Origin of the sequence: Sphingomonas daechungensis (assembly GCF_014489495.1) — a bacterium.
GTDB lineage: Bacteria > Pseudomonadota > Alphaproteobacteria > Sphingomonadales > Sphingomonadaceae > Sphingomicrobium > Sphingomicrobium daechungense.
The window spans coordinates 867,237-886,427 of sequence record NZ_CP060780.1; the positions used below are offsets into that span (position 1 = coordinate 867,237).

Annotated in this window: 21 protein-coding genes and 4 pseudogenes; 19 read left to right on the forward strand and 6 right to left on the reverse strand. The window is 61.5% G+C overall.

Annotated elements, in window-relative coordinates; genetic code table 11:
• Positions 1-73: 73 nt before the first annotated feature.
• The 6 genes and pseudogenes from H9L15_RS20165 to H9L15_RS04575 form a co-directional block, all read left to right on the forward strand.
• Positions 74-319 (forward strand): annotated as a pseudogene (locus H9L15_RS20165) (hypothetical protein); the annotation flags it as partial.
• A 116-nt stretch (positions 320-435) separates the two neighbouring features.
• Positions 436-969: a hypothetical protein gene (locus tag H9L15_RS17005; protein ID WP_223276737.1), complete on the forward strand. Its 534-nt coding sequence runs from the start codon at positions 436-438 to the stop codon at positions 967-969.
• Positions 915-1,691 (forward strand): sulfatase-like hydrolase/transferase, encoded by a 777-nt coding sequence (locus H9L15_RS17010; protein ID WP_262984913.1) that lies wholly within the window; start codon positions 915-917, stop codon positions 1,689-1,691. Before H9L15_RS17005 ends, H9L15_RS17010 begins: the two co-directional genes overlap by 55 nt.
• Positions 1,692-1,705: 14 nt before the next feature.
• Positions 1,706-1,894 carry a hypothetical protein gene (locus tag H9L15_RS04565; RefSeq protein ID WP_187715324.1) on the forward strand — a complete coding sequence of 63 codons (189 nt, stop codon included), beginning with the start codon at positions 1,706-1,708 and terminating at the stop codon, positions 1,892-1,894.
• 206 nt (positions 1,895-2,100) lie between these two features.
• Complete coding sequence (locus tag H9L15_RS04570) at positions 2,101-2,907, forward strand: DUF2092 domain-containing protein (protein WP_187715325.1); 807 nt, start codon at positions 2,101-2,103, stop codon at positions 2,905-2,907.
• Entirely contained in the window at positions 2,907-3,446 is a 540-nt protein-coding gene (locus H9L15_RS04575) for a hypothetical protein (protein ID WP_187715326.1), read from the forward strand. The genes H9L15_RS04570 and H9L15_RS04575 overlap by 1 nt, the downstream gene beginning before the upstream one ends.
• Before the next feature lie 107 nt (positions 3,447-3,553).
• Here H9L15_RS04575 and aqpZ read toward each other — a convergent pair.
• Positions 3,554-4,440, reverse strand: a pseudogene (gene aqpZ, locus H9L15_RS04580) (aquaporin Z).
• 71 nt (positions 4,441-4,511) lie between these two features.
• On the opposite strand from aqpZ, the gene H9L15_RS04585 reads away from it, so the two are divergent.
• From H9L15_RS04585 to H9L15_RS19380, 3 genes and pseudogenes are all read left to right on the forward strand, one after another.
• On the forward strand, positions 4,512-4,883 hold the full coding sequence (locus H9L15_RS04585; protein ID WP_223276505.1) for a TonB-dependent receptor: 372 nt from the start codon (positions 4,512-4,514) through the stop codon (positions 4,881-4,883).
• A 204-nt stretch (positions 4,884-5,087) separates the two neighbouring features.
• A pseudogene (locus H9L15_RS17015) lies at positions 5,088-6,128 on the forward strand (TonB-dependent receptor domain-containing protein); the annotation flags it as partial.
• Between the two features lie 80 nt (positions 6,129-6,208).
• Complete coding sequence (locus H9L15_RS19380; protein ID WP_317617584.1) at positions 6,209-6,451, forward strand: TonB-dependent receptor; 243 nt, start codon at positions 6,209-6,211, stop codon at positions 6,449-6,451.
• Between the two features lie 30 nt (positions 6,452-6,481).
• Here H9L15_RS19380 and H9L15_RS04595 read toward each other — a convergent pair whose 3' ends face one another.
• The 4 genes from H9L15_RS04595 to H9L15_RS17025 are packed head-to-tail and all read right to left on the reverse strand — an operon-like array spanning position 6,482 to position 9,065.
• The gene (locus H9L15_RS04595) at positions 6,482-7,261 is read right to left on the reverse strand and encodes an SDR family NAD(P)-dependent oxidoreductase (protein WP_187715329.1); all 780 of its coding nucleotides are present in this window, start codon (positions 7,259-7,261) and stop codon (positions 6,482-6,484) included.
• On the reverse strand, positions 7,248-8,471 hold the full coding sequence (locus H9L15_RS04600; RefSeq protein WP_187715330.1) for a zinc-dependent alcohol dehydrogenase: 1,224 nt from the start codon (positions 8,469-8,471) through the stop codon (positions 7,248-7,250). Before H9L15_RS04600 ends, H9L15_RS04595 begins: the two co-directional genes overlap by 14 nt.
• A gap of 10 nt (positions 8,472-8,481) precedes the next feature.
• Positions 8,482-8,811 (reverse strand): SRPBCC family protein, encoded by a 330-nt coding sequence (locus tag H9L15_RS17020; protein WP_223276507.1) that lies wholly within the window; start codon positions 8,809-8,811, stop codon positions 8,482-8,484.
• Positions 8,808-9,065 carry an SRPBCC family protein gene (locus H9L15_RS17025; protein ID WP_223276508.1) on the reverse strand — a complete coding sequence of 86 codons (258 nt, stop codon included), beginning with the start codon at positions 9,063-9,065 and terminating at the stop codon, positions 8,808-8,810. Before H9L15_RS17025 ends, H9L15_RS17020 begins: the two co-directional genes overlap by 4 nt.
• A 285-nt stretch (positions 9,066-9,350) precedes the next feature.
• Between H9L15_RS17025 and H9L15_RS17030 the strand changes: the two genes are divergently transcribed.
• The 9 genes and pseudogenes from H9L15_RS17030 (at position 9,351) to H9L15_RS04640 (ending at position 17,199) form a co-directional block, all read left to right on the forward strand.
• Entirely contained in the window at positions 9,351-9,599 is a 249-nt protein-coding gene (locus H9L15_RS17030) for a hypothetical protein (RefSeq protein ID WP_223276738.1), read from the forward strand.
• Positions 9,527-10,027: pseudogene (locus tag H9L15_RS20170) on the forward strand (outer membrane protein assembly factor BamB family protein); the annotation flags it as partial. The gene H9L15_RS17030 and the pseudogene H9L15_RS20170, both read left to right, overlap by 73 nt.
• A gap of 29 nt (positions 10,028-10,056) precedes the next feature.
• Positions 10,057-11,145, forward strand: a complete 1,089-nt coding sequence (locus H9L15_RS04610; RefSeq protein WP_223276509.1) for a PQQ-binding-like beta-propeller repeat protein — start codon at positions 10,057-10,059, stop codon at positions 11,143-11,145.
• 39 nt (positions 11,146-11,184) lie between these two features.
• Positions 11,185-11,733: a c-type cytochrome gene (locus H9L15_RS04615; RefSeq protein WP_187715331.1), complete on the forward strand. Its 549-nt coding sequence runs from the start codon at positions 11,185-11,187 to the stop codon at positions 11,731-11,733.
• 17 nt (positions 11,734-11,750) lie between these two features.
• Positions 11,751-12,734 (forward strand): cytochrome c oxidase subunit II, encoded by a 984-nt coding sequence (coxB, locus tag H9L15_RS04620; protein WP_187715332.1) that lies wholly within the window; start codon positions 11,751-11,753, stop codon positions 12,732-12,734.
• Positions 12,731-14,668 (forward strand): cytochrome c oxidase subunit I, encoded by a 1,938-nt coding sequence (gene ctaD, locus H9L15_RS04625; RefSeq protein WP_187715333.1) that lies wholly within the window; start codon positions 12,731-12,733, stop codon positions 14,666-14,668. The genes coxB and ctaD overlap by 4 nt, the downstream gene beginning before the upstream one ends.
• Before the next feature lie 4 nt (positions 14,669-14,672).
• Positions 14,673-15,290 carry a cytochrome c oxidase subunit 3 gene (locus H9L15_RS04630; protein ID WP_187715334.1) on the forward strand — a complete coding sequence of 206 codons (618 nt, stop codon included), beginning with the start codon at positions 14,673-14,675 and terminating at the stop codon, positions 15,288-15,290.
• A gap of 29 nt (positions 15,291-15,319) precedes the next feature.
• Complete coding sequence (locus H9L15_RS04635) at positions 15,320-15,619, forward strand: hypothetical protein (protein WP_223276510.1); 300 nt, start codon at positions 15,320-15,322, stop codon at positions 15,617-15,619.
• A gap of 1,124 nt (positions 15,620-16,743) precedes the next feature.
• On the forward strand, positions 16,744-17,199 hold the full coding sequence (locus tag H9L15_RS04640) for a hypothetical protein (RefSeq protein ID WP_187715336.1): 456 nt from the start codon (positions 16,744-16,746) through the stop codon (positions 17,197-17,199).
• Between the two features lie 556 nt (positions 17,200-17,755).
• Here H9L15_RS04640 and H9L15_RS04645 read toward each other — a convergent pair.
• Complete coding sequence (locus H9L15_RS04645; protein ID WP_187715337.1) at positions 17,756-18,541, reverse strand: alpha/beta fold hydrolase; 786 nt, start codon at positions 18,539-18,541, stop codon at positions 17,756-17,758.
• A gap of 180 nt (positions 18,542-18,721) precedes the next feature.
• On the opposite strand from H9L15_RS04645, the gene H9L15_RS04650 reads away from it, so the two are divergent.
• Positions 18,722-19,144, forward strand: a complete 423-nt coding sequence (locus H9L15_RS04650; protein WP_187715338.1) for a hypothetical protein — start codon at positions 18,722-18,724, stop codon at positions 19,142-19,144.
• Positions 19,145-19,191 lie beyond the last annotated feature (47 nt).

Consider the following 19,191-nt stretch of genomic DNA (forward strand, 5'->3'; position numbering starts at 1 on the left):
GATTCGGTGTGAGGCAGGAGCAGATCCGTTGGCAAATGAAGTCGCTGGGGCACAGGAAAAACCCTATAACATCTTGTTCATCCTGACTGACCAGGAACGCCACTTCCGGCCCGGCGAGCTGCCTATCGGTTTCGAGCTCCCGGCCCATGAACGCCTGCGTAAAACCGGCACCTATTTCACCAACCACCGCATCGCATCGTGCGTCTGCACGTCTTCCCGGTCGGTCATCTACACCGGCCAGCATATCCAGAAGACGAAGATGTTCGACAACACGAACTTCCCGTGGATCCAAAGCCTCGATTCTGACAAAGCGACCATCGGCGACATGCTGCGCGAGGCCGGATACTACACCGCCTACAAGGGCAAGTGGCACATGACCAAGGAGTTCGAGGAGGTTAACGAACTCGGCTCCCGACCAAGATCTTCACCGCCGAAATGGAGGCCTACGGTTTCTCCGATTACTTCGGCATCGGCGACATCATCGCGCACGAGCAGGGCGGATACCTGCACGACGGCATTACCGCAGCGATGGCCGGCAGCTGGATGCGCGGAAAGGGCCGCGAACTCGCGAGCAAGAGCAAGCCGTGGTTCCTTGCGGTGAATTTCGTCAATCCGCACGACGTCATGTTCTTCGACACGACCGATCCAAGCACGCCTCCCGGTCCGCAACCGGGCATCGCCCCCATCCGCCGCAATCCGGACGATCCGCTCTACGCGAAGGAATGGGAGTTCGACCTTCCAGCCACACACTATCAGCCGCTTGACGAAGCCGGCCGCCCGCCCTGCCATAGTGATTACATCCAGTCGCACGACGTGCTGGTCGCGCAGGTCGCCCAGGCGACGACGGAGCCTGGCGCAGACGTCACAACAATTACCTCAATTGCCTGCGCGATGCGGATCGCAATATCGCTGCAGTGCTCGCGGAGCTGGACGCGTCGGGCCTGGCCGACCGCACGATCATCGTGCTGACCGCCGATCACGGCGACATCGACGGCGCCCACTTCCTGCATGCCAAGGGAGGCACTGCATATCGCGAACAGAACAATGTGCCGCTGATCATCGTCCACCCGGACATCCAGGGCGGCAAGGAATGCCGCGCGCTGACCTCCCACCTCGACATTGCGCCGACGTTGATTTCCATGACTGGCGCCGCGGCCGAGAAGAAGGACGCGATCAAGAAGACCCTCCCGGGCAAGGACATCAGCCCGGCACTGGCGAAGGGCGATGCGGCCGGCATCAACGATGTTCGGGACGGCGCGCTCTATAATTTCAACATGCTCGCCTACGTCGACGGAAACTTCGCCCACCGCGCGCTGGAATTCCTTCACAAGGGTGGCAATCCGAAGACGCTCAAGGAGAACGGGATCGTTCCCGACTTGCGCAAGCGCGGCGCGATCCGTGCGGTCTTCGACGGGCAATACATGTTCGCCCGCTACTTCTCGCCGATGCAGCACAACCGTCCGGGCACACTCGAGCAAATCCACGCTTTCAACGACATCGAACTTTACGATCTCGAAGCTGACCCGCTCGAAGCGCGCAATCTCGCCGCAGGTGACAAGCCTGCGAACGACCTGATCCTCGCAATGAACGACAAGATGACGAAGCTCATCGACGACGAGGTCGGCGAAGATCCGGGCGGAATGATCCCCCGGGCGTCGAAGGCGGCTGGGAAGTGTCCGCCGAGACCATGAAGGGCTTCTAGATAATGCGGTCCCTGAGAGAGGCGCTCGCCGCGCCTTCCGGCATGCTGGGTCAGCTCATGACGGCCGCATTTTGGAATCTGCTTGCCCTGGTCCTGCTGCTAGCGATCAATTTCCTGTTCCTCTCCCCGGCCGGCTTGCAGCCATCGGGAGCCAAGGCAATCAAGCTGTCGGGATCGCTGCTGACACGCTGAAAATGCTCATTTTGGTCAATCGGCGGACGTATGTTCGCCGTGCCACGCGAACTCAGGGAATCCCCCGATTCCGCAAGCATAGTGACTGTCGCAATTCGATGCGGTGCTGATCCGATCAGCGTGATTTCAGGAGCAGAACCGTGGCAACGAGAGCCTCAATCCGACTGGGAGAAACCCCCAGCAATACCGATAGCGCTCTGCGGCGCTTGATCGTCGCCGGCACGATGGGGGCCTGCGCAATCCTCGCCACCCCAGCGCTCGCGCAGGATGCCGCACCGGCCGCGGCCCCTGCACCGGCCGCCGCACCCGCGGCAGCGCCGGACCGTGATCCGGAAGCGATGGCCGCGCTGGAGAAGATGGGCGCGGCGCTCCGGAAGCTGGAAGTCGCTGAAGTCCACTCCGACGTCACTTCGGAAGAAGTTTTGAGCTCCGGACAGAAGCTGCAATTTGGCGGTACGACGACGCTCATTGTCCAGCGTCCCGACAAGCTGCGAGCGACAATTCATTCAGCGCGGCGCGATCGGGAGATCTTCTATAACGGAAAGACGCTGACGATCTTCGCGCCGAACCTCGGCTTCTTCGCCAGCTTCCCCGCCCCGGGAACGATCCGGGAGATCATCGATCTCGCCGACAGCAAGTATGACATTGCCATCCCGCTGTTCGAGCTGGCCGACTGGGGCACCGATCCGAAAGTCGTCGAGCGTGTGCAGACGGCCTTCCGCGTGGGCGCCGACAGCGTGAACGGCAAGATCTGTACGCATTACGCCGTTCGACAGCCGGCGATCGACTGGCAGGTCTGGCTGGACGAAGGCGGGAGCGGCCTTCCGTGCAAGCTGGTGGTAACCAATCGCGAGGATCCCGCAATGCCGCAGTACACGGCGGTCTATACCTGGGTCCCCGCCAAAGCGGCCAAGGCAGCAAGTTTCACCTTCAGCCCGCCCAAGGGAACCCACGAGATCGCGATCGCGACCATGCCTGACGACGCTGCAGCCGCAGCGAAGGGAGACAAGTGATGAAGATGACCGCACTCAAGACTTTGGCCATTGGCGGCTCCTTTCTCGCCCTTGCGACCCTCTCAGCCTGGGAAGCGGACGCACGGGGCCGGGTCAGCGGCTCCGTCGGAATGTCTGCCGGAGGCCGCCGCGGCGGCGTGAGCGCCTCCGTCCATGGCTCGCCGTCACGCGACATGTCCGTGCGCAGTTCGTCGCGCAGCAACATCAACTCGAGCGGCCGTTACAACGGAAACTACAACGGCAATCACAACACTAACATCAATCGCAACGTGAACGTCGATCGCGACGTCAACATCGATGTCGACCATCACTACGATTACGATTGGGGCGATCACTATCACCCGGTTGCGCGTGCCGCGGTCGCGACCACGGCAGCCGTTGCGACGGCGGCCGTCATCGGCAGCTACTATCGCACGCTGCCCGCTAATTGCGTGACCGTCTACCGCGGCTCGGTGATCTACTATCAGTGCGGCAGCGTCTGGTACCAGCCCAGCTATTACGGCAGCAGCGTCCAATACGTTGTGGTGACCGCGCCCTAGTTGGGTGCGGCGCCAGCGAGTTCGAACTTTAGTAGGAATGAGCGCCTAGTCGCTATTCGGCGACAGGCGCTCATCCCGCTTTTTTCTGCACGCAATCCGCGTCCGCGTCAGGAGTCGGCGCGTGCCTTGAGGACGTGGCGGTGAAGATATCCGCCCACAAGCCCGCCGAGGATCGGCGCTAGCCAGAATAGCCAGAGCTGCTGAATCGCTTCCCCTCCCTCAATCAGTGCCGGCCCGGTGCTGCGCGCGGGGTTCACCGACGTGTTGGTGATCGGGATGCTGATGAGGTGGATGAGCGTCAGGCAGAGCCCGATGCTGATCGGCGCAAAGCTGGCTGTTGCCGCGTCTTCCGTCGAGCCGGTGATGACAATCAGAAAGAAGCAGGTCAGCAGCACCTCAGCCGCGAAGCATGAAGCCAACGAAAAGCCCCCTGGCGATCGATCCCCGAAGCCATTGGTCGCGAGGCCTGTGACCTCGCCAGCCCCCGACGCAATATAATAGAGAGCGGCGGCAGCCAGAGTCGCGCCCACGACCTGCGCAATTACATAAAGCGGAATGTCCTTGCCGGGGAATCGTCCGGCCGCCCACAACCCGCGGTCACCGCTGGATTGAGGTGGCAACCCGAAATCCGCCCGATCGTAAACGCCATCGTCAGGACAGTGAGCCCGAACGCAAGCGCCACCCCGGCAAACCCGATACCAAGATCCGGAAAGCCCGCGGCATAAATTGCCGCTCCGCAGCCACCGAACACCAGCCAGAATGTTCCGATCAGTTCCGCAAGTCCCTTTTGCATGTTCATTTTTCCCGCTCTCCTTTCGCCGAACAACTTAAAGCCATTCATTGGCCGGTATATCAGGGCAGACCCTCTGAATTGAGCGATTTTGGACAATCGGGTTCGACGCATCTCCGGCCCATCAGCTCGATCTGAGACCTGATTCGATAGCTGCTTTTTGCGGACTCGCGAGAAGGAGCCCGCTGGCACTTTTCGGGCCATGAAGCGATACGTGTCCGATGTTGGATGTGCCGCCGCCACCCCCAGAAATCATCGTCGTCACGGGTAGGGCATTGTCCGACCCGATTTCCAGCCGCGCCTTCCAGACCCACGTCATTGATAGTGGAGAGCTGCGCGATGCGCCGTCGCAACAGTTGGACGAAATCCTGAAGCGGGTCGCGGGGCTGCAACTGTTCCGCCGTTCTGATTCGACCAGCGGCCATCCAACGAGCCAGGGTGTGACTCTGCGTGCGCTAGGCGGAAATGCATCGAGCCGGGCGCTGCTGATCCTGGACGGAGTGCCGCAGGCGGATCCGTTCGGCGGTTGGGTAAACTGGGCGGCCTATGATCCCGCTGGACTGGAATCCGTCAGCGTCACCCGCGGCGGTGGAAGCGTGCCTTACGGCTCCGGTGCACTCGCGGGGTCATCGAAATGCGCAGCCTGACAGCGGAAGGCGTTGCAGCGTCGCTCGAAGGGGATCCCGCCAGTCCGTGCGCGGACATGTCTATGCAGGCGCTTCGTTCGGACAATCGCAATTCACGCTGGATACCCAGGCGTCGCGCAGCGACGGCTTCGTTCCGATCACTTCCTCGACACGCGGCACCGTGGATCGGCAGGCCCCCTACCAAGAAGGCAGCATCCGCTCGCGATGGATTACGCCTCTGTCGGGGACGATCGAAGCGCAGGTGGGAGGGCTCGCTTTCGTCGACCGGCGCGATCGGGGAACGGATTTCAGCGGCAACCGAACACGAGGTCTCGATACGTCCCTGCGTTTGGTCGGGCGCGGCGTCTGGCAGTGGAGCGCACTGGCCTACGCGCAGTGGCGAAACTTCCGCAGCAGCTTCGCGAGCGTGACTCAAAACCGCACGACCGTGTCGCGAGCCTCGCTGCAGGACTCGGTGCCTTCGTCTGGATTCGGATTCAGCGCAGAAATTCGGCCGCCGCGATCCGGCGGCGTGGACTTTCGCACCGGTTCAGATGGCAGGATCACCACCGGCGAATCGCGGGAGCTCTACGCGTACGTCGCTGGGCAGCCGACGCGCCGACGAATTGCGGGAGGGAGGACCGAGACGATCGGCCTGTTCGGCGAGGCGAGCTACGAACGCGGACGCCTGCTGTTGACTGCCGGCGGCAGGATCGATCGCTGGACTGTCGAGAACGGCAGCCTGCTCGAGCGACCGCTCGCCGCAGGACCGCCAACGCGGGACGATCACTTCCCCGGCGAAGCGGCACCTTGCCGACGGCCCGCGCTGGCATCCAATATAAGCTCTCGGGAAACGTGGCTCTCAGGGCCGCCGCATATCGAGGTTGGCGGATGCCGACGCTCAATGAGCTGTTCCGGCCGTTCCGCGCGGGTACGGATGCCACCGCTGCAAATCCCCGCCTGAAGCCGGAAAAAGTTGCGGGCGCCGAGGTGGGCGTTGACGTTTCGGAAGGTCCGCTCACCTTTGCGATGACGGCCTTCGCCAACCGTCTCGACGACGCTATCGCCAACGTAACCTTGGGGCGTGGTCCAGGAACCTTTCCAGGCGTCGGATTTGTCGCGGGCGACTATCGGCCGCGCCAGAATGTCAGGGCGATCCAGGTGACCGGCGTGGAAGCGAGCGGACAGGCAAGGCTTGGCCCCTGGACCCTTCACGCCGATGCCAGCCTGACCGACGCCGAGGTCGATGCGACGGCAGCTGCGTCATTCCTCGACGGACTGCGGCCCGCGCAAACTCCGAAGTTTGTCCTCTCCGCGGGGCTGAATGGTCGAAGAATGGGCGGACCGTGTCGCTGCAGGTGCGGCATGTCGGGGCGCAGTTCGAGGACGATCAGAACCAGCGCAAGCTCCGCTCAGCAACCACATTCGACGCGTTCGGCAGCCTTCCACTCTCGTCAACTGTCGAGGTTTTCGCCCGCGGCCAAAACCTTCTCGACAAGACCGTGAAAGCCGGGATCGGCGGCGACGGATCAATCGAACGCGCAACACCGCGGACGGTCTGGATCGGGATCAGGTACCGGGATCGCTGAACGGGCTTGGTCTGGCGGAGACGGAGTCAGTCACTCATCCCCACTGCCGGGTTCGGCCTGCTTTCTATGAATTTCGGCCGTCGTCGCGTCCGTCATCACGCCCGCGGCCGCCACCTGCATCTTGTTCTTCATCCCGTAGATGACAGCGTGATCGCCGCTCTTCATCGCGTCCCAGCCCGCCTTCGCGACGTCCGCGGGATCGTCCTTTTTCGCCTGCCCCACCTTGGTGTCGTCGAGCCCTGCGCGGTGGAAGAACTCCGTTTCGGTCGCGCCGGGCTTGAGGCAGGTGATCGTGAGGTTTGTGTCCTTGAGCTCATTGCCGATCGCTGCAGCAAAGCTGTCCACGAACGCCTTGGACCCATTGTAGACTGCCTGGAATGAACCAGCCATGTGGCCTGCGATCGATCCGGTAATCAGCACACGGCCTTCCCCGCGCTGAACCATGGTCTTCAGAACCGGCTGAATAAGCAACAAGGTGCCGGTGATGTTGGTGTCGATAACATGGCGCCACTCGTCCACCGATTGGTCGAGCCAAGCGTGACCGAGGCCGTGACCGGCATTGGCCACCAGCACGTCGATCGGACGATTGCCTGCCGCATCGAGCAGTTGGCGAACGCCCTGCTCCGTCGACAGGTCGCACTCGATCGACTGGACCTCCACGCCCATGTCCTCAAGCGCTGGACCCGCGTCCACGAAAGGCGTGTCGGCCGCCACCAGCAGGTCGTACCCGTCCTCCGCCGCGAGCTTGGCAAGCTCAAGGCCGATCCCGCTCGAAGCTCCGGTGACGATGGCGAATTTACGCTGGCTCATGAGCGAACTCCCTGAGGGTTTCGACCTCGCCCTTTTCCAGGCCAGGCTTAAGGACGATCTTCGTGTATTCGTTCTGGTCGTCGTGCCAGTGCCGGTACATGTCGGGCGCATCTTCCAGACCAGCATGATGGGACACGAGGAATGTCGTGTTGATTTTCCCCTCCAGAATCATGTCGAGCAGTTGCTTCGAATATTTCTGGACGTGGGTCTGACCGCTTTTCACCGTCAGTCCCTTTTCCATCATCTGGCCAAGCGGGAACTTGTCGGCGAACCCGCCATAGACGCCGGGGATCGAGACGCGCCCGCCCTTGCGGCAGGCGAGAATGGCCTGGCGAAGCGCATGGGGACGCTCGGTCCCCAGGAAGGTGTGGGCCTTCACGGTGTCGAGCACATTGTCGATCGCCATGCCGTGGCTTTCCATGCCGACACAGTCGATCACCGCATCTGGACCGATGCCGCCGGTCATCTCATTAAGAGCCGCGCGAACGTCGACTTCGTTATAGTCGAGGATGTCGGCGCCGAGCTGCTTCGCGAGCTCGAGCCGCGTCGGATAATGATCGATGGCGATCACCCGGTGCGCGCCCATGATGAAGGCCGACTGGATCGCGAAAAGGCCAACGGGGCCGCAGCCCCAGACGGCCACCGTATCGCCCGGCTCGATCATCGCATTTTCGGCCGCCATCCAACCGGTCGGGAGAATGTCGGAAAGGAAGAGGACCTGATCGTCTTCGATGCCGTCGGGAATGACGATCGGCCCGACATCCGAATACGGGACGCGGAGGTATTCCGCCTGCCCGCCGGCATAGCCGCCAGTCAGATGCGCGTAACCGAACGCCGCGCCCATTGCGTGACCCATCAGCACTTCGGACGCGTCGGAGGTTTCCGAGGGATTGCTGTTGTCGCAGGCGCTGAACTGCTGTTTCTGACAAAAAAAGCACTCGCCGCAGCTGATCGTGAACGGGATCACGACCTTCTGGCCCTTCTTCAGCGTACTTTTGGGCCCAACCTCCACGACTTCACCCATATTCTCATGGCCGAGGATGTCGCCGGCGCGCATTCCGGGAATGTAGCCGTCGTAAAGGTGAAGGTCGGACCCGCAGATGGCCGTCGATGTAATGCGGATGATCGCGTCGCGGGGATTGACGATCTCTGGGTCGGGAACGGTGTCGACGCGAACGTCGTGACGGCCGTGCCAGGTTACTGCGCGCATGAAATACTCCTCAGATCCGGGCTTCGGTCGGGGTTTCGGACTTTCGGGCCGATGGCGACGCGTTGACGCTCACCTCGCCCGTCTCGAGCAATTGCTTGAACCGGCGTAGATCGCGGCGCGCCTGCACCGTCGGTTCTCTCTGCAGCAGTTTAGCAATGCCGCGCCCGATGGCTCCGCCGGGCGGGTCGTAGCTCATCAGGAAGCGGACATAGGTCCCGCGCCCGGGTGGGGCGTCTTCGAACTCGATGACACCGGCGGTGTCGATGTCCGACCCCTCTTCGCTTTCCCAGGCCAGCCGCGATCCGGGCACGTCCTCGACGAGACGGCTGACGATCTTCACGTCGCTCCCGGCCGGCCCTTGATCAGCCATTCGGAGCGGCTTTCATCGATGGGCTCCACCTGCCGCACGTTCTCCATGAAAGAAGGGAAGCGGGTGAAATCCTTCCAGATGTCGTAGATTTCCTGCCGGGGCTTTCCGATCGTGACCGTCTTTCCGACGAAAGTTTGGTCGCCCTGCGCTTCCTTTGCAGCATTGCCGCGCAGAACATGGGGCGGAGCATCGCTGCTTGCTTCTTCGCTATTTTCCGATTGCATTTTGCGTCCCCAGACAAAGGCCGCGCCAAGGGTTGCGGCCGCCAGTCCGGCGCCAATCCAGGCACGCGAATTGCTTCCCTGATCCTGCCGGTTTTCGGACATCGACAACCTCCGTCGCATTCCGGCTGTCAACCGAACTGGTCACCGCGAAGTTCCTACGGCTGTTGGGGAATTCCGACGCAGCTAACCTAGGTGAACAGCCGTAGGAACCGTTTCGGCAATCGCAATTTTTAGGGGCTTCTGTGCTGCGCCTTCGCGCAGGTGTCATGCGTACCTGGAGTCCGGATGCGGCGTTCAACCATCGCGATTTGCGCAGCGCTTGCGATGCTCATCGTCATCGCATTGGTGGGCTCCACTCTTATCCGAAAACACCAGCCGGATCTCGGCACTTCGCAGTACGGCACAGGCGCCGCCGAAAAGGCTATCCCTGCACCATCGGCGTCCCCGCCGGACGACGGCAATTGGACCATGCCGGGCAAGGATTACGCATCCACACGCTTCAGCGGCTTAAGTCAGGTCACCCTCAGAACGTAAGCAAGCTGCAGGTCGCTTTCACCTTCTCGACTGGCACGACCGAGGGATTCGAGGCGCCGCCGCTCGTCGTCAACAACACGATGTACGTAATTGCGCCATGGCCGAACAATGTCTTCGCACTGGACCTGACTAGGCCGGGCGCGCCGGCGAAGTGGACCTATGAGCCAAGGCCGGCCGCGGCGGCGAAAGGCGTTGCCTGCTGCGGTCCAGTAAACCGCGGCGCGTTCTACCTGGACGGCAGGCTGTACATGAACCTGCTGGACGGAAGCACGGTCGCGATCGACGCGGACAGCGGCAAGGAAATCTGGCGGACGAAGCTCGGTGACATTCAGAAGGGCGAGACGATCACGATGGCTCCGCTCGTCGCCGAGGGCAAGGTACTCGTCGGCAATTCGGGCGGCGAAATGGGCGTGCGCGGCTGGCTTGCGGCACTCGATGCCGGAAGCGACAAGCTAGCATGGAAAGCCTACAGCACGGGCCCCGACAAAGACGCGCTGATCGGTCCCGAATACCGCCCCCCTATCCGCAGGATCAGGGCACCGATCTCGGCGTCAAGAGCTGGGGTCCCGAACAGTGGAAGATCGGTGGTGGCACCGTCTGGGGCTGGCTCAGCTACGATCCGGTGCTCAAGCTCGTCTATTACGGTACGTCCAATCCTGGTCCGTGGAACGCGGAGCAGCGACCGGGCGACAACAAATGGACCGCGGGCGTATTCGCCCGCGACGTTTCAACGGGCCAAGCGCGCTGGTATTATCACAGCACTCCGCACGACCTTTTCGACCACGACGACATTAACGAGACGATACTCGTCGACTGGCCCGGCCCGAATGGACAGCGGATCCCGGCGATGCTTCGGCCCAGTCGCAACGGCTATTTCTACGTCCAGGATCGCCGCAATGGGCGCATCCTGTCGGCCGACGCCTACAGCTTCATCAATGCCTACAAAGGTGTCGATCTAAAGACCGGCCGGCTCATTCCGGCTCCAGAAAAGGAGCCGAAGGAAGGCCGCGTGGTCCGGAACATCTGTCCGGGGCCGCCGGGTGCGAAGGACTGGAACCCGTCGGCGTTCAGCCCGGTCACCGGTCTCATCTACATCCCGCACCTGAACATCTGCATGGATATGGGCGCGAAGAACGCGAACTATATTCCGGGCACGCCTTTCGTCGGCGCCGATGTGAAGATGTATGCCGGCCCCGGAGGCAATCGCGGTGTCTTCACGGCCTGGGATCCGGTGGCGCGCCGCAAGGTATTCGAGATCAAGGAAGATCTGCCGCTGTGGAGCCCCGCGCTCGCGACCGCCGGCGGCCTGGTCTTCTACGGAACGATGGATGGCTGGTTCAAAGCCATCGACGCGCGATCCGGCAAGCTTCTGTGGCAGTTCAAGACGGGAAGCGGGATCATCGGCCAGCCGATCAGCTATCGGGCCCCGACGGGCGACAGTACATCGCCGTGCCGTCGGGCATCGGCGGCTGGGCCGGAGCGATCGTCTCGGCCGATCTCGACGAACGCGATCCGACCGCCGCGCTCGGCTTCGTCAACGCAGTAAAGGACCTCAAGAAACGCACCACGAGGGGTGGGACGGTTTATGTCTTTGCGCTTCCGCAATAGCACTGCGCTCCTGGCGCTGGCGGCAGCGCTTTGGGGCTGCAATCGCGAGGAGCGGCAGACAAGAGGCAAGCCGTTGGGCGAAACGGCTACCGCCGCAATGCCCGATACAGTCTACCCGGGCACCGGAAACGCACCTGCGCCCGATCCGAGAGCCGCCCAGTACGAAGGGAATGCATCGGCCATCGCCCAGGGGCAGATGCTCTACAATCAGATGAATTGCGTAGGCTGCCACTTTCACGGCGGCGGCGGAATGGGCGTCGCACTTATGGACGGCAAGTGGCGCTACGGCGGTCGCATAGACCAAATCGTCGCCTCAATCGATCAGGGTCGACCGAACGGAATGCCGGCGTGGCGCCATCGGCTAACCGAACAGCAGATGTGGCAACTTGCTGCCTACGTTCGAACGCTGTCCGGCCAGGAGCGCAAAGACGCCGTAAGCGCGCGGGCGGACGAAGTCAGCAACACGCCGCCTCAGACCCAGACGAAGCGGGAACCGCTGATGCCCGCGGACTCGGACGAGCAGTGATGCGGCGGGAAGGATTGTTGGCGCTGCTCTGCCTCAGCGGTTGCTCAGGCGCGCAGACCGCGTTCGGTGGGCAAGGCGCGGAGGATGCCAACTTCATCCAACTGTTCACCGTGTTCATGATCGTCTGCACCGTCATGTATTTGCTTGTCAGTGCTGCGCTGATCGTTGCCGTTTGGCGGCGGCGAAGGACGGCGATGGTGGTTGAGGACTGTAATCATCAGGCGACGTCCGGTGTCGTGCGTCCAGCGTTGATCGGCTGGACTGCCCTGATCGCGATCGGCCTCACCGCCCTGACCCTTGTGGGCTTCTTCACCGACCGTTCCAACGCCCGCAACGGCTCCCATCCGCAGCTCAAGCTGACCGTGACTGCCAACCAATGGTGGTGGGACGTCGAGTATGATTGGGCGGATGTTTCGAAGAGCGTCCGGACCGCGAATGAGATCCACCTCCCGGTCGGCATTCCGGTGGAAGTCACGCTCAAATCGAATGACGTGATTCACAGCTTCTGGATCCCGAACCTCGCGGGCAAGCAGGACCTTATTCCCGGCCGCCGGACAGACGCGCAGCTGCTCCCGCGCAAGACGGGCCTCTACCGCGGCCAGTGCGCCGAATTCTGCGGCACCCAGCACGCGCAAATGGCGCTCGACGTCACGGTCGAAAGCAAGGCCGATTTCGAGAAATGGTATGGCGCTCAGCTGCAAACTGCGCCGGTGCCGAAGACCCCGCTTCAGCTTGCCGGATATCGCTACATCACCACGCGCGAGTGCGCGTCTTGCCACAACATTTCCGGCACATCGGCGGGCGGTCAGGTCGCGCCGGACCTGACCCATTTCGCAAGCCGTCGAAGTATCGCCGCGGGAACGCTTCCGATGAACACCGGTAATATCTACGGCTGGGTCGCCGACCCTCAGTCGCAAAAGCCGGGTAACCACATGCCGACAATCGGCCTCAAGGCCGACGATCTCCACGGCATCGTCGCCTATCTCGAGACCTTGAAATGAAGTCGGCGGCGGAACGCGCGAAACTGCCTCCAGCGGACGTCCCGCGCGACGGGCCAAACCTGACCGGCGAGGAGCTGGAAACGAAGCTTTCCACGACGTGGAGCAATCCTCCCGGCTTCGTCGGCTGGCTTTCCTCCGTCGACCACAAGGACATCGGTCGTCGCTACGTGATCACCGCGTTGGTCTTCCTGGCATTAGCGGGGGTGCTTGCGATCGCGATGCGACTGCAGCTCGCAAGGCCCGACAACGATCTCATCGGCGCCGCGCGCTACAATGAGATCTTCACCATGCACGGCACGACGATGATGTTCCTGTTCGCCGTGCCCGTGATGCAGGGCATGCAGATCTACCTGACGCCCCTGATGATCGGAACGCGATCGAACGCCTTCCCGCGGCTCAATGCATTTTCCTACTGGATGTACCTCGCCGGCGGACTGTTGCTGTGGATCGCGTTTGTGCTGAATGTCGGGCCCGACGTCGGCTGGTTCGCCTACCCGCCCCTTTCCGGTCCCCAGTTCGGCGTCGGCAAGCGCGTCGACATTTGGGCTCAGATGATCACCTTCACGGAAGTCGCAGCGCTGGCGGCGGCGGTCAGCCTGACCGCCACCATACTCAAGCAGAAGGCGCCGGGAATGAGCCTGGCTCGAATGCCGATCTTCGTCTGGGCGACATTAGTAACTTCGCTGATGGTGATCTTCTCGATGCCGTCGGTCGCACTCGCCTCGGGCATGCTTCTGTCGGATCGCCTGGTCGGAACCCATTTCTACAATCCTGCCGAGCGCGGGGACGCCCTGTTGTGGCAACACCTGTTCTGGTTCTTCGGGCACCCCGAAGTTTATATCATCTTCCTGCCCGCGACCGGGTTCGTCAGTGAGATCGTCGCGACCTTCTCTCGCCGTTCCATCGTCATGTACCCGATCGTCGTGATGTCGCTGGTCGCCACCGGCATCCTCGCCTTCGGCCTGTGGGTCCACCACATGTTTGCGACCGGCCTGCCCCGTATCGGCTACAGCTTCTACACTGCGGCAAGCATGTCTGTGTCGATCCCGACCGGGCTGCAAATCTTCTGCTGGATCGCGACGTTGTGGGAAGGGCGGCCGCAATTGAAGGTGCCGCTTCTCTACGTGATCGGCTTCATCTTCACGTTTGTGATCGGCGGCCTGACCGGAGTGATGATCGCTGCCGTGCCGCTCGATCTGCAGTTGCACGACACGTACTTCATTGTCGCGCACTTCCATTACGTGCTGATCGGCGGGGCGGTCTTTCCGCTGCTTGGCGCAATCACATACTGGTTTCCCAAGGCGACCGGTCGACTGATGTCGGAAACGCTGGGCAAGATCGCCTTCTGGATGATCTTCCTCGGCTTTCAGCTGGCCTTCTTTCCGATGCACATCGCCGGCATCTACGGCATGCCGAGGCGGGTCTATACCTACCCCGCTGGCATGGGCCTCGAGCTTCCGAACATGCTGTCGACCCTAGGCTCGTTAGTCGTATCGACTGCGGTTCTGCTGTTTGTAGTCAACTTGGTCATTTCCGCGCGAAGCGGGCGCAGGGCCGCGCCCAATCCATGGGGCGCGCCGTCGCTGGAATGGGCGACGTCCTGCCCGCCTCCGCCATACAATTTCCCGCACATTCCTCTCGTCTCCAGCCGGACCCCATTGTGGGATGCGGGCGAGAAATTGCCGGTCGTCCACGGTCTTCGCGTTGAAGATCGCGAACTCGTGCTGACGACCGTCATGTCCGCCGAGCCCGATGTGCGCGAACCGAGTCCGGAGCCGAGCCCCTGGCCTCTGATCGGGACAGTTGCGACGACCGCGATGTTCGTCTGCTCGATCTTCAGCCCGTGGGCCGTCCTCGTCGGCGTCGTTCCGGTCGCATTGGCGCTCACCGCCTGGTTCTGGCCGAAGAGCCCGCGCCTGAGCGGGAGCCTGTGATTTCATGAGACATGAGCCCGAATTCGCCGACGACCTCTCAGCCTTGCGGACTCATGCGTTCAGCTATCGGAGCCTGACCTGGTGGGGGATCATCGCCTTCATGGTCATCGAAGGCGCCTTCTTTGCACTCGCAATGGCTGCGTATTTCTTCCTGATGGCGCAGGAGCAGGAGTGGGCTCCGCGTCCCTGGTCGCCGCCGGACCTGCTCGCCGGGACCCTATTCACGGCGGTCATGCTCCTCAGCGAAGTGCCGAACACGATGATCAAGAGGGCGGCTAACGCTTACGATGTGGCTGCGGTCCGGAAGCTGCTGCCGGTGATGTCAGCGATAGGACTTCTACTGGTCATCATCCGCGGCTTCGAATTCAACTCGCTCAACGTTTTCTGGTACGACAATGCGTACGGCTCAATCATCTGGGCCCTGCTGTTCCTGCACACGACGCACATTGTCACCGATTGGGGCGATACGCTCGTCCTCTGGCAATTGATGAAAACGCCTCATGGCGAAGACCCGCGCCGTCTGGTCGATACTGACGAGAATGCGCTTTACTGGCGGTTCGTCTGGCTAACCTGGCTGCCGATCTACGTCCTGATCTACTGGGTGCCGAGGCTGTTCCGATGAGGCAGAGCGGCTCTCTCCGCGAAGTTTTCATGCCTTGGGCCGGACTGGTTGTGGGCATCATTGCCGTAGCTGCTGTCCACCAGTTCGGATCGGACGGCACGTTCGACAAATGCGCAACAATTGCGCCCGGCCCGCTGCTGATCGCTGGCGCCCTAGGGCTGGTCGCCTGCAGCATCTCCGGGCTGGCATCGTGGCGAAGCTTGCGTTTGTCGAAAGATCACCCGCGCCAGGTGGTCGCGACAATCTCCGTCGGTTGTGCCGCCTTATTCGCGCTCGCGATCCTCTACCCGATGATCGCCTCGCTAATCCTTCCCCCATGCTTCGGATAAGGCGCCTTGCCCCAGCAATTGCCGTGCTGGCGGCCGGCAGTCCAACGCTCGCGCATGGCGACACACACGACACCGACCTTAGCTGGACTTTCGATCCATGGGTTATTGATGGAACATGCGCCTCCGTCTTCGGTGGTTGCGACAACCAAGAGGACTTTGCATTTGGCAATTCGCAAGAAGCGAGTTCTGCCGCTCAAGCGCTGCTAGATCAGGTTTTCGTGGGTTTGTTCGACAACGATCCGGCACTAACTTCTGGTTGCAGCGATGTGCTTCGTTGCACGGCATGGTTGAGTTCACGCTCAACCCCGCCCTTGATGTGTATGAGGGCACCATCTTCGTGAATTTGCTCCGACCACAGGGTGCCAATGAAACACGGCCGGCTCCCGTGCTTCGTACTCAGAACCTTTATGCAGTGTGCCAAGATCGAGACACGATACTGTTCATGTTGCGCGAGTCACAAATTCCCCGCGACGATTCAGCGGTCTCGACAGGCGATCCGGCCACGCCAAATCGCGTCAAGTCTTACGCGCTCGTCCAAGGAATTATGCACCGAGTGCAGTAGCGGTAGGTTTTGGAACCCGCCCTGGGTTTGATATTCCCCGATCCCGCCGTCGAATAAGCAAAGTTCGTTAATGGCAGGTTTCTACCCATTGCGGACATCAGTCCACGGTGTAGGGTCATCGTGCTAGTAGCGTTCAGGGGGGTATGTTACGTATTAAATGGTTGGGTGTCGCCGCGGGTCTGCTTACCTGGAGTGGATCGACACAAGCTGCTGGCTTGGTCGGGTATTGTCACGCGGCCGTCGGGTCAGCGTATTACTTTACTGAAGTCATAGAACTGCCGGAAACTGGCGAATACGGCTCCGTTCACCTTCGTTACGAAAGATTTGTCGAGGATCGCGTGGGCAAGACCCCTGGGATTCACGGTGCGACGGATTTGCGACGAGGGAAGAGGCCGAGCAAATGCGCTCGGAGTATCTTGGCAACCTCGCACAAAGCGGCAAGTCGATAACGTTCCTCACGAATTTCCCGCCGGACTCGGCTCAGGCAAGTTCAAGTGCCACGTCTCGGAGCCGAGGCACCGCGCACAAGAATACGGACAGCGCCTCGGTTTCGCACGGCCAGTTGGCCAAGCCGAAGAAGACCAATGCTCAGGCAGACTCTGAATTTGCGATTGCGCAGGCCGAATACGAGAAGCAGCTGGCCGCACAAAGGAAACAGGTCGAGGAATACAAGCGGTCGCAGGACGAAGTTGCGCGCAAGAAGCAGGAGCAGAAGGCGGCGGCAGAGCAAGCGGCGGCCGATTATCAGCGCCAGCTAGAGGCGCATGCCCAGACAGTCCGTAACCAGCAACTCGAATACCAGAAGCAGCTGGCTAAACCTGTGGGCGTGCCGAACGCAGTGTATCGCGGCTTCTGGGCGCCTGATTGCGACGCCGCTCGCAAAAGCGCGACGCTAGGCGCCGGCACCTCCACAACCACCCGCTTCAAGGAAGTGACAAGCGAAGCCGGCAGCAACGGCTGCATCGTCCAGGGTTGGTGGTGGAACCTAAGCGGGGGAGGCACCGCGACGCGGCAGTAGGCTTGCAGGTGCGGTTCACGAGCGAGTTGTCTTTCCACCCAAACCTGCCGCGTCAGCGTTCGACCCATTGCAGCCATTCATCAACGCAGTAAGCAGGGTGCGTGAGGGGCGCGAATATCTTCGTCGGCGTAACGGTCGTCCTTTGGCTCGTCATTGCGTCAATCGGATTTAGCCTCATTCAAGGCGTCGTGTCCCAACATGTCCCGGGTTACCCAAGCAGCGCCCAAATTCGGTTCTTAGTTATCTACCCACTGCTAATTGCAGCGACGCTCGTCGTCTGCGCTTGGCTTTGTAATCGTGGCGCGGGACGCCCAGCATTGCTGGGGTGTCTTTCTGGAACCGCGATGCTGGTCTTCTTCCCTTATTTTCTCGGGTTTGGCGGCGGCGTTTAGTTACGGCAGCTTTCCACCCAAACTCGCCACTAGCGATGGAGTGGCGGCTTTCGACCCATTTCTGACATCTGCATTCGGTCCACCTTTGGCCAGGAAGCGCCATTTTTGTATAGGCCTCTTTGAGACAATATGGATACTCGTCCAATCGTTGCCGCAGTCCCGCCTTATCTTGAACGGCCCGTAGCCTCCATAATCACGCGCACTGTTTCTTGTGGTTGATCCCACATCGGGAAATGCCCGCTGCCCTCGAACCAGTGAAGCCGTGCATTAGGGAACGCAGCCATCGAGCGAGCTGCTTGTCGCGGTAGGCACAGCCGATCCTTTCGTCCCCAACCGATGACAACAGGCGCCAGCGTTTCAGCGATGCCTCGCTGCGTGGCGCCGTTGGCGAGGTCTTTCACAAGTGCGTCAAAAGTCCGCGTGTTTGCGAATGACTCTAGCTCCTGCGCCACCAGTGCGGGATCTAGCGCCCAAGGCTTTGCAGAAAGTTGGGCCATGAGTGCGGTGCGGCCTGCAACATTTTTGGTAATGACAGGGAGTGCCGGCCTGAGCGCCTGCACCAAGCGGATTGATGCCGCGATCGTGGTCCGGAAGAAAGTACGTTCCCAACCTTGCCAGAAGCCGCCCGGGTCCAAAGCTACGACAGCGCCAGCGCGGCCGCGTCGCGCCATTTCGAGCACCAAACGCGCGCCCATGGAGCTGCCTACCATGTCAACGCCCGCGAGGCCCTCGCGTCCGAGCCAATCATCCAAACTGCGCGCGAGCCCATCGAAAGTGCCGCTGTCCGCTTGTTCGGGTGTTTGCCCGTGGCCTGGAAGGTCCAGGGCAATTACTTCCTTTGCCTGAGCAAGTGAAATCGAGATCGAATCCCAGGAGCGGCGGGAGCCACCCAACCCATGGACGAGTAGTAGGGGTTTACCGTGGCCGGTGCGCGTGTGGTTGATGGTCATGCGGGCGCAACGCTTCAGAGTGCACTACGGGGCGCGTAGGCCGCAAACTTCCGTGCGACACTTACGGGCATCCACGCCGCCGGGCTCTAGTATCTGTTTTTCCACCCAAACTTGCCGCGTCAGGTTTCGACCCATTGCGGACATTTGCGGCATTGCTAGTCTGATACGCAGGGGAGCAGTATGAAGCGTATCGCACTGGGTCTTTTGCTCGCGCCATTTCCGGCGGCATTCATTCAGTCGGTCGTGGTGGCGATGTGGCCCAAGAAGGGCATGGGCATCTTCGAGCATCCTCTGTCGATGTTCGTCGCCATCTGCCTGCTCTTCTATCTGCTTGGACTCTTTCTTGCCCTTCCGCTCTACCTTGCGGTCGGCAAACGCCATCCGCAAAGGTTAGTAACGTATGGAGTGACAGGGGCATTGCTGGCGTTGCTGCCCGTCGGCCTTGCGCTGGTTATCGCCGCGGCCGGGCATGGACTATCCACCTATGTGGCCAGCTACAATCTGGCCTTTTTTGCAATCGGCGGGTTCCTTGCTGGCGTCGTCTTTTGGCGCATCGCCACGCCACCGACGCAAACGGCGGCACTCGTCACTCTGTCTCGATGAGATCGTCCGTATTCGCGCTGCTTGCAGTCTCGCTAGGCGCCTGTGCG